Source organism: Roseateles sp., assembly GCF_049240545.1.
Lineage (GTDB): Bacteria > Pseudomonadota > Gammaproteobacteria > Burkholderiales > Burkholderiaceae_C > Paucibacter_A.
In genome coordinates this window covers 1-16859 of record NZ_JBMLSK010000112.1, presented here as the reverse complement: position 1 = coordinate 16859, position 16859 = coordinate 1, and the positions used below count along the sequence as shown (strand labels likewise).

17 protein-coding genes and 1 pseudogene are annotated in these 16859 nt (G+C 63.4%); 12 read left to right on the top strand and 6 right to left on the bottom strand.

The window, feature by feature from the left end:
* Nucleotides 1–35: 35 nt before the first annotated feature.
* On the bottom strand, nucleotides 36–641 hold the full coding sequence (locus ACOVRJ_RS07875; protein ID WP_422043333.1) for a phenylacetic acid degradation protein PaaY: 606 nt from the start codon (nucleotides 639–641) through the stop codon (nucleotides 36–38).
* Between the two features lie 176 nt (nucleotides 642–817).
* On the opposite strand from ACOVRJ_RS07875, the gene ACOVRJ_RS07870 reads away from it, so the two are divergent.
* The 9 genes from ACOVRJ_RS07870 (at nucleotide 818) to paaZ (ending at nucleotide 8610) form a co-directional block, all read left to right on the top strand.
* A complete protein-coding gene (locus tag ACOVRJ_RS07870) occupies nucleotides 818–1624 on the top strand; it encodes an enoyl-CoA hydratase-related protein (protein ID WP_422043332.1) in 807 nt (268 codons plus the stop codon).
* A 10-nt stretch (nucleotides 1625–1634) separates the two neighbouring features.
* Entirely contained in the window at nucleotides 1635–2078 is a 444-nt protein-coding gene (paaI, locus tag ACOVRJ_RS07865; protein WP_422043331.1) for a hydroxyphenylacetyl-CoA thioesterase PaaI, read from the top strand.
* A gap of 78 nt (nucleotides 2079–2156) precedes the next feature.
* Nucleotides 2157–3158, top strand: coding sequence for a 1,2-phenylacetyl-CoA epoxidase subunit PaaA (paaA, locus tag ACOVRJ_RS07860; RefSeq protein ID WP_422043330.1), 1002 nt, complete (start codon nucleotides 2157–2159; stop codon nucleotides 3156–3158).
* Entirely contained in the window at nucleotides 3155–3448 is a 294-nt protein-coding gene (gene paaB / locus ACOVRJ_RS07855; RefSeq protein WP_422043329.1) for a 1,2-phenylacetyl-CoA epoxidase subunit PaaB, read from the top strand. Before paaA ends, paaB begins: the two co-directional genes overlap by 4 nt.
* 13 nt (nucleotides 3449–3461) lie before the next feature.
* The gene (paaC, locus tag ACOVRJ_RS07850; RefSeq protein ID WP_422043328.1) at nucleotides 3462–4238 is read left to right on the top strand and encodes a 1,2-phenylacetyl-CoA epoxidase subunit PaaC; all 777 of its coding nucleotides are present in this window, start codon (nucleotides 3462–3464) and stop codon (nucleotides 4236–4238) included.
* Nucleotides 4238–4765 (top strand): 1,2-phenylacetyl-CoA epoxidase subunit PaaD, encoded by a 528-nt coding sequence (gene paaD, locus ACOVRJ_RS07845; RefSeq protein ID WP_422043327.1) that lies wholly within the window; start codon nucleotides 4238–4240, stop codon nucleotides 4763–4765. Before paaC ends, paaD begins: the two co-directional genes overlap by 1 nt.
* A gap of 23 nt (nucleotides 4766–4788) precedes the next feature.
* Nucleotides 4789–5868, top strand: coding sequence for a 1,2-phenylacetyl-CoA epoxidase subunit PaaE (paaE, locus tag ACOVRJ_RS07840; protein WP_422043326.1), 1080 nt, complete (start codon nucleotides 4789–4791; stop codon nucleotides 5866–5868).
* A 21-nt stretch (nucleotides 5869–5889) separates the two neighbouring features.
* Entirely contained in the window at nucleotides 5890–6516 is a 627-nt protein-coding gene (locus ACOVRJ_RS07835) for a TetR/AcrR family transcriptional regulator (RefSeq protein WP_422043325.1), read from the top strand.
* A 39-nt stretch (nucleotides 6517–6555) separates the two neighbouring features.
* Nucleotides 6556–8610 (top strand): phenylacetic acid degradation bifunctional protein PaaZ, encoded by a 2055-nt coding sequence (gene paaZ, locus ACOVRJ_RS07830; protein WP_422043324.1) that lies wholly within the window; start codon nucleotides 6556–6558, stop codon nucleotides 8608–8610.
* Nucleotide 8611: 1 nt separating this feature from the next.
* Here paaZ and ACOVRJ_RS07825 read toward each other — a convergent pair whose 3' ends face one another.
* Nucleotides 8612–9289 carry a DUF2306 domain-containing protein gene (locus ACOVRJ_RS07825; protein WP_422043323.1) on the bottom strand — a complete coding sequence of 226 codons (678 nt, stop codon included), beginning with the start codon at nucleotides 9287–9289 and terminating at the stop codon, nucleotides 8612–8614.
* 197 nt (nucleotides 9290–9486) lie between these two features.
* Between ACOVRJ_RS07825 and ACOVRJ_RS07820 the strand changes: the two genes are divergently transcribed.
* A complete protein-coding gene (locus tag ACOVRJ_RS07820; protein WP_422043322.1) occupies nucleotides 9487–10011 on the top strand; it encodes a hypothetical protein in 525 nt (174 codons plus the stop codon).
* 58 nt (nucleotides 10012–10069) lie between these two features.
* Here ACOVRJ_RS07820 and ACOVRJ_RS07815 read toward each other — a convergent pair whose 3' ends face one another.
* Entirely contained in the window at nucleotides 10070–10912 is an 843-nt protein-coding gene (locus ACOVRJ_RS07815) for a C40 family peptidase (RefSeq protein ID WP_422043321.1), read from the bottom strand.
* Between the two features lie 323 nt (nucleotides 10913–11235).
* Here ACOVRJ_RS07815 and ACOVRJ_RS07810 point away from each other — a divergent pair, with 323 nt between their 5' ends.
* A complete protein-coding gene (locus ACOVRJ_RS07810) occupies nucleotides 11236–13146 on the top strand; it encodes a propionate--CoA ligase (protein WP_422043320.1) in 1911 nt (636 codons plus the stop codon).
* Between the two features lie 134 nt (nucleotides 13147–13280).
* Complete coding sequence (locus ACOVRJ_RS07805) at nucleotides 13281–13715, top strand: YidB family protein (RefSeq protein WP_422043319.1); 435 nt, start codon at nucleotides 13281–13283, stop codon at nucleotides 13713–13715.
* 44 nt (nucleotides 13716–13759) lie between these two features.
* On the opposite strand, the gene ACOVRJ_RS07800 is transcribed toward ACOVRJ_RS07805, so the two are convergent.
* From ACOVRJ_RS07800 to ACOVRJ_RS07790, 3 genes and pseudogenes are all read right to left on the bottom strand, one after another.
* A complete protein-coding gene (locus tag ACOVRJ_RS07800) occupies nucleotides 13760–14596 on the bottom strand; it encodes an HAD family hydrolase (protein ID WP_422043318.1) in 837 nt (278 codons plus the stop codon).
* An 80-nt stretch (nucleotides 14597–14676) separates the two neighbouring features.
* Entirely contained in the window at nucleotides 14677–16407 is a 1731-nt protein-coding gene (locus ACOVRJ_RS07795) for a PhoH family protein (RefSeq protein ID WP_422043317.1), read from the bottom strand.
* 279 nt (nucleotides 16408–16686) lie between these two features.
* Nucleotides 16687–16859: pseudogene (locus tag ACOVRJ_RS07790) on the bottom strand (peroxiredoxin); the annotation flags it as partial.

The following is a 16859-nucleotide window of genomic DNA, read 5'->3' as shown; positions in this document are numbered from 1 at the left end:
GCGTGTGGTGCTTGCTCGCGACGCTACAGCTTTGATCAAGAGCCGCGCCGCTGGCTTTGCAAGGTGGCCGGACCTTGGACTTGCAAGACCGGTCGATCAGCCTCCACCTCTCTGAGGGGCTGCACCTCGACCATGGAGGCGTGGCAGCGCAGGGTCAGGTCTTGATAGGCTTGGGTGCCCGTCAGCTTCCAGGCGATCTCCTCCTCGCTCAAGGCCCGCATGACCTTGGCAGGGAGCCCGCCGATCAGCGATTTCTCGGGCAGCTTCAGCCCAGCGCGCACAAAAGCACAGGCCGCCACGATGCTGTAGGCGCCAACTTCTGCCTCGTCCATCACCACCGCATTCATGCCCACCAGGGCATCATGACGAATGATGCAGCCATGCAAAACCGCGCCGTGGCCAATGTGGCCTCGCGTTTCAACGACGGTCTCCGAGTCGGGGAAGCCGTGCACCACACAGCTGTCTTGAACATTGGCGCCCGCCTCGATGCGGATTCGACCGAAATCGCCCCGCAGGCTGGCCAGGGGGCCGATGTAGCAATCGGGGCCGATGATCACATCGCCAATCAGCACCGCCGTGGGGTGGACATAGCTGCTGGGGTGCACGACGGGAATCAGGCCATCAATGGCGTAGCAAGTCATGGTGAGCTTGTTCAGGGGTTGAGGGGGGGCAAAAAAAGATCAGCCTAGGGTTTACACCAGTCGACCCGGGCTTGCGTCAAATCAAGCTCAACCTTACGATTTACCGACCGGTCGGTCAATAGTGTTTGACCTTGAACCGGGGGCGGCGTCCTTGCCGCAGAGTCGAGGTTGACCCCATGCAAACAGAACCGACCATCCTGGCCCATCAAGACGGGGCCGTGCGCACGCTGACATTGAACCGTCCCGGCGCTCTGAACGCCTTTACGGCTGAGATGTTGGTGCAGCTGCGTGCCGCGCTGAATGCGGCGGCCGAGGATGCCGAGGTGCGTTGCGTGCTGATCACGGGCTCAGGGCGCGGTTTCTGCGCCGGTCAGGATTTGTCAGACCCCTTGGTGAATCCTCAGTTGCAGCCCGGCGAAGCGCCCAAAGACATCGCCCATTTGCTAGACGGCTACTACATCCCGCTGGCCTTGCGTTTGCGCAGCATGCCGGTGCCGGTGGTGGCCGCAGTCAATGGTGTGGCCGCAGGCGCGGGTGCCAACTTTGCATTGGGCTGCGACTTGGTCTTGGCTGGCCAGTCGGCGTCATTCATCCAGGCCTTCTCCAAGATCGGCTTGATTCCCGATTGTGGTGGCACCTGGCTGTTGCCGCGTTTGGTGGGCCGTGCCCGCGCGCTGCAACTGGCTCTGCTGGGGGACAAGCTGAGCGCCACCGAGGCGCAGGCCATGGGCTTGATTTATCGCTGTGTGCCCGATGAAGAATTGGCGGCCAGCGCTCAGGCCTTGGCACAGCGACTGAGCACACTACCGGTTAAGGCGATGGCCGAGACTCGCCGCGCCTTTGACCAAGCCGGTTTGATGGAGTTTGAGCAGGCATTGAAGATGGAGGCGGTGATGCAGAGCCGGCTCGGTTTTGCGCACGACTATCAAGAGGGCGCTGCGGCCTTTTTGCAAAAGCGCGCCCCTCAATTCACTGACCGATAGGCAGGGCACCATGACTTCACAAGAAATCGCCGAAGCAGTACTCGCGGGCATGCTGGCCCATGACCGGGCCAGCAAGTCTTTAGGGATGGATGTCTTGTCCATCGGGCCGGGCTCAGCCACGGTGGCGATGACGGTGCGCGAAGACATGCTCAATGGCTTCGAGATCTGCCATGGCGGCCTCATCACCAGCTTGGCCGACTCCTGCTTTGCTTTCGCCTGTAACTCCTACAACGAGCTGACCGTGGCCTCGGGCTTTTCGATCGACATCGTGGCGCCCTCGCGCCTGGGCGATCGCTTGAAGGCGGTGGCCAAAGAGGTCTCGCTGGCCGGACGCACCGGGGTCTATGACATCACCATCACCAATCAAGCGGATGAATTGATCGCTGTGTTTCGGGGGCGTTCATATCGCATCAAGGGCAAGCCGGTGGTGGCCTTGCATGGTCCTGATGAATGAGTCGGAGCTGTCACCCATCGGATTTGCAAACGCAGCGGCATGAGCAGCCGCCTGCAATGAGCTGAGGAGTTATTCAAGATGTACACCCAAGCCATGAGCGTCGGCCCGCAAGATGCGGCCGCCAAGGTCAAGAGCGCCGAAGAGGCAGCCCGCGAGGCGGCTTTCGAGGCCCGCATCGACGCGGGCGACTTCATCGAAGCCAAGGACTGGATGCCCGAGCATTACCGCAAGACCTTGGTGCGCCAGATCAGCCAGCATGCGCATTCCGAGATCGTCGGCATGCTGCCCGAGGGCAACTGGATCAGCCGCGCGCCAACCTTAAAGCGCAAGGCGATTTTGCTGGCCAAGGTGCAGGACGAGGGCGGCCATGGCCTCTATCTTTACTCGGCCGCCGAGACCCTGGGCACCTCTAGAGATCAGATGCTGGACGCGCTGCACAGTGGCAAGGCCAAGTACAGCTCCATCTTCAACTACCCCACGCTCACCTGGGCCGATATCGGCGTGATCGGCTGGCTGGTCGATGGCGCGGCCATCATGAACCAGGTGCCGCTGTGCCGCTGCTCCTATGCGCCCTATGCCCGCGCCATGATCCGCGTCTGCCGCGAGGAGAGCTTCCACCAACGTCAAGGTTATGAATCCTTGCTGGTGATGATGCAAGAGGGCACGGCCGAGCAGAAGGCCATGGTGCAGGACGCGGTGAACCGCTGGTGGTGGCCCTCGCTGATGATGTTCGGCCCGGCCGACAAGGATTCGCCCAATTCCGAGCAATCGATGCGCTGGGGCATCAAGCGCATCAGCAACGACCAGCTGCGCCAGAAGTTCGTGGACGCCACCGTGCCCCAGGCGCAGATCCTGGGCATCACGCTGCCCGACCCCGATCTCAAATGGAACGAAGAGCGCGGCGAGCATGACTTCGGCGCCATCGACTGGGCCGAGTTCTGGCGCGTGGTCGGTGGCGACGGCCCCTGCAATCGCGAACGCCTGGCCACCCGTGTCAAGGCCTGGGACGAAGGCGCCTGGGTGCGCGAAGCCGCCCTGGCCCATGCCCGGAAACAAATGAACAAGGAGCAAGCCGCATGAGTTCGATCGACAAAGAATGGCCGCTGTGGGAAGTGTTCGTGCGCAGCAAGGCCGGCCTGGACCACAAGCACTGCGGCAGCCTGCACGCACCCGACGCCAAGATGGCGGTGCAAATGGCCCGTGAGGTCTACACCCGCCGCCAGGAAGGCTGCAGCATCTGGGTGGTGCTGTCCAACCAGATCGTCGCTTCGGACCCGGGCGAGAAGGGCATGTACTTCGACCCGGCCGAAGACAAGGTGTACCGCCACCCGACCTTCTATCTGCTGCCCGATGCCATCAACCACATGTAAAGAAGCCGCTGGTATGACGCAAGCATCGATTCAAGTGGGCGCCAGCCCGCAAGTGCAGTACCTGCTGCGCATTGCCGACAGTTGCCTGATCCTGGGCCAGCGCCTGGGCGAGTGGTGCGGCCACGGCCCCATCCTCGAAGAAGATCTGGCCTTGGCCAATATGGCCTTGGACCTGATCGGCCAGGCGCGCGCCCTGCTGACCCATGCCGCTCATCTGGACGGGCAGGGCCATGACGAAGACCAACTTGCCTTCTTGCGCGAAGAGCGCCAGTACCTGAACCCGGTGCTGATGGAGCTGCCGCGCGGCGATTTCGCCTTTACCCAGGTGCGCAACTTCGCCGTCGCCACCTGGCTGCAGCTGCTCTGGGGTCGATTGGCGTCCAGCAGCGATGCGGAAGTGGCGGCCATCGCCGCCAAGGCCGTTAAGGAATCGCGTTACCACCAGCAGCATGCCGCCGACTGGGTGGTGCGCCTCGGTGATGGCACGGATGAATCCGCCGCCCGCATGCGCGAAGCTTTGACCCAGCTCTGGCCCTTGTTCAATGAGCTCTTCGACGCCGATGCGGTGGACGCCGCGGCCGTGGCCCAGGGCTTGGGTCCGGCCTGGTCTGAGCTGCGCGCCGACTGGCAGGCGCAGATGGTCGAGGTGCTGGCCGACGCCACCCTGGCCCATCCCAAGCCCAGCGCCTATGTCTCGGCAGGCCGCCGCGGTGTGCACAGCGAGCATATGGGCCATCTGCTGACGGAGATGCAGTACCTGCAGCGCGCCTACCCCGGGGGCAAGTGGTAATGAGTCTGCCTTCAAGCAGCGCCTGCGGTCGGCTGGAAGCCGCCTGGGAGGTGCTGCGCCAGATTCCCGACCCCGAGGTGCCGGTGATCTCGCTCTGCGAGCTCGGCATCGTGCGCGATCTGCGCCTGCGCGAGGACGGGGTCGAGGGCCTGGAGGTGGTGCTGACGCCCACTTACAGCGGCTGCCCGGCCACGGAATTGATCCAGGACGATGTGCGTGCGGCCTTGTCCGCCTTTGGTACGGTGCAGGTGACGCTGCAACGCGCGCCGGCCTGGACCACAGATTGGATCACGGCCGAGGGCCGAGAGAAGCTGCGCGCCTATGGCATTGCGCCACCGGGGCCGGTGGCGGCGGGTGCCGAGCAGCCGATCCGCCTGGTGCACCGCGCCTCGCTGAGCCAGCTGGCCTGCCCGCGCTGTGGCAGCCTGCAGACCGAGAAGCTGTCCGCCTTTGGCTCCACCGCCTGCAAGGCCCTGTACCGCTGCTTGAGCTGCCGCGAGCCGTTTGAGCATTTCAAACCCATCTGAGTTCAAAGAAGACGGATCCCGCGATGAGTCTGCATTTCCACCCGTTGACCGTACGTTCGGTGACTCCCGACACCGACGACGCCGTGATCCTCAGCTTCGAGGTGCCGGCCAGCCTGCAAGCCGATTTCCAGTTCGTGCCCGGGCAATACCTGACCCTGCGCTATGAGGTGAAGGGCCAGGACCTGCGCCGCTCCTACTCCATCTGCTCGGGCGCGGACGACGGCGAGCTGCGCGTGGGCGTGCGCCGGGTCGAGGGCGGAGCCTTTTCAAGCTGGGTGCATGGTGAGCTGCAGGCCGGTGCGGTGATTGAGAGTTATCCGCCGCAGGGGCGCTTCGGCGCCCAAGCCCTGGCCGGCCGCGGCGAGCACCATGTCGGCATCGCCGCCGGCTCGGGCATCACACCCATCCTGTCCATCATGAAGACGGTGTTGGCGCGCGACCCCGAGGCCCGCTTCACCCTGATCTACGGCAACCGGGCGCAGGCCTCCACCATGTTCAAGGAGGAGATCGAGGACCTGAAGAACCGCTACATGACGCGGCTCTCCCTGCACCCGGTGTTCTCGCGCGAGCAGGTCGATGCACCGCTGCAAGCGGGGCGTATCGATGCGGGCAAGCTGGCGGTGTTCCTGGCTACGGTGCTGCCACCGTCCAGCATCGACCAGGCCTACATCTGCGGGCCTTTCGAGATGAATGAGGCGGCGGAGGCCACCTTGCGCGCTTCGGGTGTGGACGAGTCGCGCATTCATGTCGAGCGATTCGGCACGCCCGAGATGCAGGCGGGCCAGCCGGCGCCGCACCAGAGCCTGGCCGGCGACGCCGACAGCGCCCGCGTGACGGTGATTCGCGACGGCATCAGCCGCGAGATCGAGTTTTCCAAGAGCGATGCCAGCCTGCTCGACGCCGCCGCGCGTGCCGGTATGGACGTGCCCTTCTCCTGCAAGAGCGGGGTCTGCTCGACCTGCCGCTGCAAGCTGCTGGAAGGCGAGGTGCGCATGGACAAGAACTTCGCGCTCGACAAGCATGAAGTCGCCGCCGGCTTCATCCTCAGCTGCCAGGCTCACGCGCTGACGCCGCGTGTGGTGATCTCTTTCGACGAACGTTGATCAAGCAAGGCCTGACCCCAGATGGCAAGAGGACGAGCCCCAGGCTTTGAGAATCAACGCGGTGAAATCTTGCGCGAGGCCGCAAGGCTGTTCGCCAATCTCGGCTATGCCGGCACGTCGATGAATGCGGTGGCCGAGGCTTGCTGTGTGTCAAAGCCTACGCTTTACCACTATGTGCGCGACAAGCATGAGCTCTTGATGCAAATCTGCGAGACCCATGTGCAGTGGCTGGAAAGCTTGGTGATGGAAGTGCAGGCCCAAGAGCAGGCGCGGGGCGCGAGCCCAGAGCAGCTCTTGCGCGGCTTGATTGCTCGCTTTGTGCAGGCCTATGGTGAGGCTCAGAACGAGCATCGCGTGCTGACCGAGGACGTCAAATTCCTGAATGATGAAGACCGCGCCCGACTGCTGGAGATCGAGCGCCGGGTGGTGGTGGCTTTCGCCGATGCCGTAGCCGCAGTTCGGCCCGAGCTGCAGGCTGCCAAGCTGCAAAAACCGCTGACCATGCTGCTGTTCGGCATGATCAACTGGACCTTCACCTGGCTCAAGCCGGACGGCGAACTCAGCTACGAATCGGTGGCGCCCATGGTGGCCGACCTGTTTTTTGGTGGACTGGGCGCGGTGTCTGCGCCCGCAGCGCTGGGGCGCTGAGCCACCCACCCCTAACCTTTGATTGACTCGGATTCCATCATGACTGCAACGCTTCCTCTGCTGCAAAGCCTGATCGCTGACCGCTGGTTTGGCGCCGAGCCCGGCCGTGCCTTGCACAGCGCCATCAACGGCCGCGCCGTAGCCCTGACCCATGCCGATGCGCCGGACTTTGGCGAGAGCCTGGCCTATGCGCGCGGCAAGGCCTTGCCGGCCCTGCTGGCCCTGGATTTCCAGCAACGCGCCGCTCGCCTCAAGGCCCTGGCCACTTATTTGATGGAGCGCAAGGAGGGGCTGTACGCCATCTCGGCCCACACTGGCGGCACGCGCAGCGACAACTGGATCGATATCGAGGGCGGCATCGGCACCTTGTTCGCCTACGCTAGCATCGGTCGGCGCGAACTGCCCTCCAGCAATGTCTTCCACGAGGGCCCGGCCATCCCGCTGAGCAAGGAAGGGCAGTTCATCGGCTCCCACATCCTGGTGCCCAAACGCGGCGTGGCAGTGCACATCAATGCCTTCAACTTCCCCATGTGGGGCATGTTGGAGAAGTTCGCGCCCAGCTTTCTGGCCGGCATGCCTTGCATCGTCAAACCAGCCACGGCCACCTCCTTCGTGGCTGAAGCCTGCGTGCGCTTGATTCATGAAAGCGGCCTGCTGCCCGCCGGCAGCTTGCAGCTGATCGTCGGCGGCTCGGGTGACTTGCTGGACCGTCTGGAAGAGACCGATGTGGTCACCTTCACCGGCTCGGCCGACACCGCCGCCATGCTGCGCGTCAACAAGAACCTGATTGCCAGGTCCATCCCCTTCAACGGCGAAGCGGACAGCCTGAACTGCGCCATCCTGGCGCCCGATGTCGAGGTGGGCGACCCCGAGTTCGAACTCTTCGTCAAGGAAGTGGCGCGCGAGATGACGGCCAAGACCGGCCAGAAGTGCACGGCCATCCGCCGCGCCATCGTGCCCGCCCGCTACATCGATGCGGTGGCCGAGGCCCTGCGTGCGCGCCTGGCGAAGATCAAGGTCGGCGACCCGGCTGTGGACGGCGTGCGCATGGGCGCCCTGGCCTCCAAGGCACAGCAGGCCGATGTGGCCGAGCGCGTGGCCTTGCTGAGCGCCGGCAATGAAGTGGTGTTCGGCGCCAAGGAGGGCTTTGCGCCGGTGGGTGAGGGCGTGGGCGAGGGCGCCTTCTTCGCGCCGACCTTGCTGCTCTGCCGCGATGCTTTTGCCAACGAGCAAGTCCACAACCTAGAAGCCTTCGGCCCGGTGTCTACCTTGATGCCTTACCAGGAGCTGGATGAGGCGCTAAGCCTGGCCGCCAAGGGCCGGGGCAGCCTGGTCGGCTCTGTCGTCACCAAGACCCCGGCGATTGCCGCGCAGGCGGTTTATCACGCCGCGGCCTTCCACGGCCGCCTGCTGGTGCTGGACCGCGACGCCGCCAAGGAATCCACCGGCCACGGCTCACCGCTGCCGCAGCTCAAGCATGGCGGCCCGGGCCGCGCTGGCGGTGGCGAGGAGTTGGGCGGCATCCGCTCGGTCAAACACTATCTGCAGCGCTGCGCGGTGCAGGGCAGCCCGACCATGCTGAGCGCCATCACCGGCGAGTATCAGCGCGGTGGCAAGGTGCAGGAGGATGCCGTTCATCCTTTCCGTAAGCACTTCGAAGAGATTCAAGTCGGCGATTCGCTGTTGACCCACCGCCGCACCGTCAGCGAGGCCGACATCGTCAATTTCGGCGGCGTCTCGGGTGACTATTTCTACATGCACTTCGACGAGGTGGCAGCCAAGGACACGCAGTTTGGCCAGCGCATCGCGCACGGTTACTTCGTGCTCTCGGCCGCGGCGGGCTTGTTTGTCTCGCCCGCGCCCGGCCCGGTGCTGGCCAATTACGGCCTGGATACGCTGCGCTTCGTGAACCCGGTGGCGATTGGTGACACCATTCAGGCGCGACTGACCTGCAAACGCCGCATCGACCGTGGCAATCGCCCGGACCAGCCGCCGCAAGGCGTCGTGGCCTGGGATGTACAGGTGATGAACCAGCGTGGCGAGTTGGTGGCCAGTTATGACATCCTGACCCTGGTGGCCAAGAAGGGCGCTTGAATCACCGCTTGTTGAGGGCGGGCGTGCTCGGCCTTGCCGGCCTGCGCCAGCTCAGCTTGATCAGGTAATAAACCGTCAAGGCCAGCACGGTCAGCTCGGGGAGGGACATCCAGCCCGAGTCTCTCCACGAGGCTGGAAAAACCCGCGCCCCGGGCCCTGTGAATAAAGAGCCGGTGGCAATAAACATGGCGATACCCATGCGCCAAAGATGTCGGCGTAAGCGGCTGGGGCCGTCCATCTGCCTCAAGCCGCCGCGCAGAATCAGGCGCACATCGAAGCCAGCGGCCATCAGTGCCAGCAAAGCAAAGAACAGGAAGTCGGCGGCCTCTTTGTGCCCACTCAAGGCCGGCCAAGCCGATACGACGGAGAAGAGCCCCAGGCTTGTTGCAAACAGCGCCTGCCCCAGCTCAGGAGCCCCGGCGGGAGACTGGGCACGCCGGATGCTGAGCCAGCCGCTGAGCACCAAGTACACCGTGAATGCCCCCGCCACCGCTGCGATGGGCATCGGCTTGAGCGCGGCCAGGACGCAGCCGCTCAGCGCCATCACCACCATGGTGATGGCGAAGACCCGACCGCTTTGGCGGTGCAGTCGTGCGCCCTTGAGGCTTGACAGGGCCAAGGCGCCGGCCAAGACGGCGGCGAGGCCGAAAAGGTAGTGACTCCAGTTCAAAGCATTCATAGGGTGGGCGCCTTGTTTGATGGTGACGAGCGCTGGCGATGCTACGCACTGAGCACAAGGGGCCGATACAGGGATCGGACAGACTGCTGAAATGGCGGTATAGCCCGTCAAGGTTCCACCGATTGGGCGCGCTTGGGTCCTTGCGGGCGCAGAGGCGTCGAGCCTGCTTTGCTGCCGGGCGTGATACCGTGCCGGCCATGAATACGCATTTGAAGGCCGCCGAGGGCGTGCTGTTGAACGAAGAAGAGAGCTGGGTGCAGAGCGATCTGCTGTGGCGCGATGAGCGCTGGACCGCCCAGGTCATCAAAAACGAAGACGATGAGGGTTGGGCCGTGGCCATGACCCTGGCCGGTGAGGCCGAGCCGGCTCTGGTCGGACCTTGGACCATGGGGCGCGACAAGAAAAACCCCAAACCCTTGTCGGCACCGGCCTTTCACACCCTGGTGAAGACCGCCTCCGAGGTGCTGCGCCGCCATGAGCAGCAGCTGCATGCCCAGTTGCACAAGAGCTTGCGCGTGGACAGCGAACAAGGGCGGGTGCAGGTGATGCTGGACATCGTGCCCGATGAAGATAACCCTTATGCCATGCTGAGTGCCAAGGACTTGAGCGGTGAGCTCTTGGCGCAAGTGCGCGTGTCGGCGGGCTTCAAGCTGAGCGAGCGTAGTGCGCAGGCTTGGGTGGAGCAAGGCTTCGCAAGGCCCCCAGGCGCTGGCGGCGATTGATCTAAGAAAAAGTTTGGCTGCCGCTCTTGCAGCGGGCGTCAGTAAAGCCTTCGCGGCTTCAGCGACTGGCGTTGGCCGAGTCGGCCGAAGCGTTCAAGTCGGCCCGGCGAGCGCCGGTGAAGCGCTTGGCCCAGTAGGCTTCACGCATGTCTTCCACCCGCACGGCACCGCCAACGCGAGGGGAATGAATGAACTTGCCTTCCCCCACGTAGATGCCTACATGCGAGAAGGTGCGTTTCATGGTGTTGAAAAACACCAGGTCGCCGGGCTTTAGCTCCTCGCGCTTGACCGTCAGCAAGCTGGACATGCGAGCCTGCTCATCGGCCCGGTGCGGCAGCACCATGCCCACGCTCATCTCAAAAATATGACGAGTGAAGCCGCTGCAGTCAAAGCCACTCTCGACCGATTTGCCACCTCGGGTGTAGCGCACGCCGAGGAAGTTCATGGCTGACACCACCAAGCCCGAAGCCGCGTCGCGCACTTGCTCCATCACGCGGCTGGACTCACCGGGTGCCTGGGCCAGCAAACCACGCTCTTGCAAGAATTTGCTGACCGGGTCGGTGGCTGTCCCCAAGGTTGGGAGAGCTGGTTTTTTTTCTGCCGCTGTTGCAAGGGGCGTCATGGGACTGGTGCTGCCCAGCGCGCCGGGGTTGTTCTGAGCCAAGGCGCTCTGGGTCTGGCCGCTGGTCTTCTCGTGCGAGGCTGCGGCAGCTGTAGACGCGCGATGGTGTTGCTGACTCTGACCCCAAGCCCCGGTGACCATGCCCGCTGGCGGGGTGGTCGATGCCTGCTGCGCATGCGCCATCGCGGCCAACACCAAGCCAGCCGCGCAAACCGTCAAGCGGCAGACAGACAACACAGGGGATTTGGCAGAGGGGGAGCGGAAGCGGATGGCGCGCATGGTGTTCGGCGCGCAGCTTAGGCGGGGGTTGTTTCGAGTGTCAAGCAAATAGGCGGCTCATCGAGGGTAAGTCCGACCTGAAACGGCGATCAGGCGGCGGTTGCAGGCAGAAGAAATCACCTAAGCTAGGGTAAACGCGGATCTTAACGCATGCGGTTTGAAGACCGGGTTCGAGTCGTTTGACAAACTCTGCGTCAGCGCAAGCTATGCACGGATTTACTCAGTTCTGTTGTGTTCACCATTCAAGGGGGCGCAGGGGTCAGGCTGTCGTCAGTCGCTGCTCTTGAAATGGTTTGCATCGCAAAAAACGATTGGAGACTTGTATGCCCGCTCAAAGCTATGCCCAGTTTCATCAGCATTCGCTGGATCAGCCGGAAGAGTTCTGGGCCGAGCAGGCGAAGCTGATCGAGTGGCACAAGCCGGCCGAGCAGATCTGCGACAGCAGCCATCCGCCGTTTGCGCGTTGGTTCGTTGGTGGCCAAACCAATCTTTGCCATAACGCGGTGGACCGGCATGCCCGCAGTCGCCCCGGCGACCGGGCGCTGATCTGGGTGTCGACCGAGGTCGAGCAAGAGCGTGTCTATAACTTTGCGGAGTTGCAGGCCGAGGTGGAATGCATGGCTGCGATTTTGCTGGCCCAGGGCGTGAGCGCCGGCGACCGGGTCTTGGTCTATATGCCGATGATTCCCGAGGCGGCCTTCGCCATGCTGGCCTGCGCCCGCATCGGGGCCATCCATTCGGTGGTGTTTGGCGGCTTTGCCAGCCACAGTCTGGCCAGCCGCATTGATGACGCCACGCCCAAGCTCATCATCAGCGCCGACGCCGGCAGCCGCTCGGGCAAGGTTGTGCCCTACAAACACTTGCTGGATGAGGCCATCACGCTGGCGCAGCACAAGCCGCAGGCGGTGCTGCTGGTCGATCGTGGCCTGGCGGCGATGGATAAGGTCGCCGGGCGCGACCTGGACTTTGCGGCCTTGCGCCTTCAGCATGCGGGCGCACGCGTGCCCTGTGTCTGGCTGGATGCCACCCATCCCAGCTACACCCTCTACACCAGTGGCACCACCGGCAAGCCCAAGGGCGTGCAGCGTGACACCGGCGGCTATGCCGTGGCTTTGGCAGCCAGCATGCGGCATATCTTTGGTGGTCGCGCCGGTGAGACCTTTTTCTCGACCAGCGATATCGGCTGGGTGGTGGGGCACAGCTACATCATTTACGGCCCGCTGTTGGCGGGCATGGCCACGCTGATGTTTGAAGGCCTGCCGACGCGGCCCGATGCGGGCATTTGGTGGAGCTTGGTCGAGCGCTATCAGGTCAGCTTGATGTTCAGCGCGCCGACAGCGATCCGCGTTTTGAAGAAGCAAGACCCCGGTTATCTGAAGCGTTATGACCTGAGCTCGCTGCGCGGTCTTTTCCTCGCCGGTGAGCCTTTGGACGAATCCACCAGCGCCTGGATCGCCGATGGCCTGGGCGTGCCCATCATCGACAACTACTGGCAGACCGAAACCGGTTGGCCGATTCTGTCCCTGGCCAATAGCGTCGAGGGCGTCACGCCGCAGGCCAGTCGCCTGGGCTCTCCCGGCGTTCCCATGTATGGCTACAAGGTGATGCTGCTGGACGAAAACACCGGTGAAGAATTGCTGGGACCCAATCAAAAAGGCGTGTTGGCGATTCAAGGGCCGCTGCCGCCGGGCTGTTTGCAGACGGTATGGGGCGACGACGCACGCTTCGTCAACACCTACTGGTCCAGCATCCCCGGCCGTCAGGTCTATTCCACCTTTGACTGGGGTGTTCGTGACGCCTATGGCTACTACTTCATCCTCGGGCGCACCGATGATGTGATCAATGTGGCCGGCCACCGCTTGGGCACCCGTGAGATCGAAGAGAGCATTGCCAGCCATCCGAATGTGGCTGAGGTGGCGGTGGTGGGCGTGGCCGATGCCTTGAAGGGGCAGGTGGCGATGGCTTTTGCGGTGCTCAAGGACGCCAGCTTGGCGGACTCACCTGAAGGCGCCGCCAAGCAAGAGGCCGAGATCATGAAGCGGGTGGACGAACAACTTGGCGCCGTGGCGCGCCCGGCGCGGGTGCGTTTCGTCAGCGTGCTGCCCAAGACACGCTCTGGCAAGCTGCTGCGTCGCGCCATCCAGGCCGTTTGTGAGGCGCGTGATCCGGGTGACTTGACCACCATCGAAGACCCCAGCGCCTTGCAGCAAATCAAGACGCTTCTCTTGGGTTGATGGCGGGCTGAAGCCCGGTCGACGTTCAAATTACCCGTTAGAAAGAAACCCTTGTCATCGCCGTCTCCCTGACAATCCGAAGCGCGATGAAGTTCCTCATCGAGTCATGGTTTGAGACATCAGGGAGATGAACAATGAGTTTGATGGATACATTGCTGGGCGTGGCCCAACAGGCTTTGGCGGGTCAAGGTGGCGCGGCAGGCGGTAGCGGCCCTGATTGGATCGGTATCGCTTCGAGCCTGCTGGCCAATGGCTCGGCCCAGGGTGGCTTGGGCGGTTTGGTGGAAAAGCTGGCCGGTGCCGGCCTGGGTGAGCAGGTCAAGTCCTGGGTTTCGACCGGCGCCAATCTGCCGGTGTCGGGCGAGCAACTGAGCTCGGCCCTGGGTGGCGATCTGGTCAGCCAATTGGCCGGCCAAGCTGGGGTTTCCCACGGTGAAGTGGGTAATGTACTGAGCCAATTGCTGCCGCAAATCATCGACAAGCTGACCCCGCATGGCGAAGTGCCTGCTGCAGGCGCTGGCAATCTGGGTGATCTCGGCGGCTTGCTGGGTAGCTTGCTGAAGGCCTGATCGCCTCCAGCTTTTGGAAAAGAAGCGGGCCGGCGGCGAATGTCTTAGCGCCGCCAGTCCGTTTCAATAAAACGCAGTACGCTGTCCTCGTGGTGTGGGCCAATCACCTGATGGGCCTCATCCTTCACGGCCGCAATCGCGTTGCTGACGGCAATGCCCCGGTGCGCGGCGCGCAGCATCTTGATGTCGTTGACATGGTCGCCAAAGACCACCACCTCGCGGTCGTGCAGACCGTAGCGCTCGGCCAGCGTTTTGATGCCTTGATCCTTGGTGGCGCGGCGGTCGTGTACCGTCAGCCAGGGCCAGCCGGGTTTGTAGAGGTCTTCCGCCAGATGCGTTTCAACCGCGTCGCCACACAGCGTGTCAATCTCGGCCTGTAGCGCCGCCAAAGGGGCTTCGCGCTCCACCACCACAAAAGTCACCGCCGGGTCATGCAACTCGTCTTGCAGCCTGGCGCTGTGGCGCAGCCGTGGGTCGGCGTTGCGCAGTCGTTCATCGACAAAGCTCTGCTGTGCCTCGTTGTGCACCGATTGGTAGAACAACTGATCGCCCTTGGGGCCATGGGTCGAGATGAAGGGCATAAGGCCATGCCGGCGGATTAGGGCGAAAACGGCCTGTGCCAGGGCTGGCTCCATGGCATGGACCACCTCATGCTCGGCGCTGGCCATGTCGCTGAGGTAGGCGCCATTGCTGCCGATCACCGGCAGGCGCAGCGGCAGGTCGCCGAGGATGTTGCGGATCGAAGTGACATGGCGCGCACTGGCCACGGTGAACAGCAGGCCTTGGTCGAGCAGCCGCACCAGGCCGGCGCGGGTGCTGGGGGCGAGGCGGCCTTGGGCGTCGAGCAAGGTGCCGTCGAGGTCGGAAACGTAAAGCGTCATGAGGGCTGCAATTGTCGCAAACAAGAAAGAACAAGGGCGGCCCGCAGGCCGCCCTTGGATGAAGTGCTCGAGCTTCGTACTTAGAGCACTTCGGAGGCAAAGTCCGCCAAGCGTGAGCGCTCGCCGCGCGCCAGCGTGACGTGGCCGCTGTGAGCCCAGCCCTTGAAGCGATCCACGGCAAAGGTCAGGCCGGAACTGCCCTCGGTCAAATAGGGCGTGTCGATCTGCGCGAGGTTGCCCAGGCAGACGATCTTGGTGCCGGGGCCGGCGCGGGTGATCAGCGTTTTCATCTGCTTGGGCGTCAAGTTTTGCGCCTCGTCGATGATGACGAACTTGTTCAAGAAGGTGCGCCCGCGCATGAAGTTCAAGCTCTTGATCTTGATCTTGCTGCGCACCAGGTCGTTGGTGGCGGCGCGGCCCCATTCGCCGGCCGCGCTGTCGCCGCGCGCCAGCACTTCCAGGTTGTCGTCCAGCGCGCCCATCCAGGGGCTCATCTTTTCCTCTTCGGTGCCGGGCAGGAAGCCGATGTCTTCACCCACCGGCACGGTCACGCGGGTGACGATGATTTCCGAGTAGCGGCGCTCGTCCAGCACTTGCGACAAGCCGGCGGCCAAGGTCATCAGCGTCTTGCCAGTGCCGGCGGTGCCGGTCAGGGTGACGAAGTCGCAGTCCGGGTCCATCAGCAGATTGAGGGCAAAGTTCTGCTCGCGGTTGCGCGCCGTGACGCCCCAGACCGAGTGCTTTTGGTTGCCATAGTCCTTCAGCGTACGCAGCACGGCGGTCTTGCCGGTGATCTCCAGCACCTTGGCGTAAAGCGGTGCAGCGCCGGGCGCTTCCAGATAGACCAGCTCATTGACCAGCAGCGAAGGCACCAGTGGCCCGCTGATGCGGTAGAAGGTGAGGCCGCCTTGCTGCCAGCTTTCCATGGTCTTGCCATGGCGCTCCCAGAAGTCGGCCGGCAGCGCCTGCACCCCGGTGTAGAGCAGGTCGGAGTCTTCCAGCGTCTTGTCGTTGCGGTAGTCCTCGGTGGGCAGACCCAAGGCACGGGCCTTGATGCGCATATTGATGTCTTTGGACACCAGCACCACTTCGCGGCCCGGGTTCTTCAGCTTCAGCGCCTGCACCACGGCCAGAATTTGGTTGTCGGCTTTGCCTTGCGGCAGTCCGGCGGGCAGCGGTGCGTCGATCAACTCGGTCTGGAAGAAGAGTTTGCCGCCGGCTTCGCGGTGGCCGGTGTGGTCCAGCGGCAAGCCTTTGGCCATTTCCTCGACGCCGCTGCTCTTCAGCCCGCCGGCCAGGTTGTCCAGCTCACGGCTGACCTGGCGCACATTGCGCGCCACCTCGGTCATGCCCTTTTTGTGGCCGTCCATCTCCTCCAAGGTGATCATCGGCAGATAGATGTCGTGTTCCTCAAAGCGGAACAAGCACATCGGGTCGTGCATCAACACATTGGTGTCCAGCACGAACAACTTGGTGGCCTCGCCATTGGCTGGCTTGGCTGCAGCTTTGCGTGCGCTGGGTTTGGCGGGCTTGGGGGCTTGTGTTCTGGCGGCCTGCACGGCGCTGGGCGCGAACGTGGTTTGCACCGGCTCTGCCTGCTTGGCGTTCACGGCTGGTGTTGTCGACTTGCTGGTGGCCGCCGGGGAGGACTTCGGGCGAAGCGCCGGCGTTGGCGGCGCAGCGAGGATTGGCGCCGGCGTTGCGGCCACCGCCTTGCGGCTTGGATCGGGCTTGCTGACAGTCAGCGTGGTCTCAAATGCGTTTGACTCTAGACGGCTGGCGCGTTTTGTCGGGGCTTTGGGCAGAGGCATGGCGTGGTGTCAGGCTGCGTTAGATCGGCCGAAGGGCCGTGGGCTTGGAAACAAGAAGGCGGTGAAGAAAAAAGAAAAGCCGCACAGGCCAATGTGCGGCTTTTGATTTCGGCTTCAGGACTCTCGAGCATGGAACCATTATGCACAAAGCCAAGTGACACTTGGCGCTGCTGAACTCGAAGACATCTGTGCGAGCGCAAGACGCTTGGCCCAATGCGAAAAGCCGGTTCAGGCCCATGGCCCAACCGGCTTTTTTTCGACGCAAGGTCAAGAAAAGACTTAAGCGGCTTCTTTCTTCAGTGCGCTGACTTCCTTCAGCACCTCGTCCACATGGCCGGCAACCTTGATGCCGCGCCATTCGGCGCGCAAAACGCCAGCCGCGTCGATCAAGAAGGTGGAGCGCTCGATGCCCTTGACCTTTTTACCGTACATGATCTTGTTCTTGACCACGC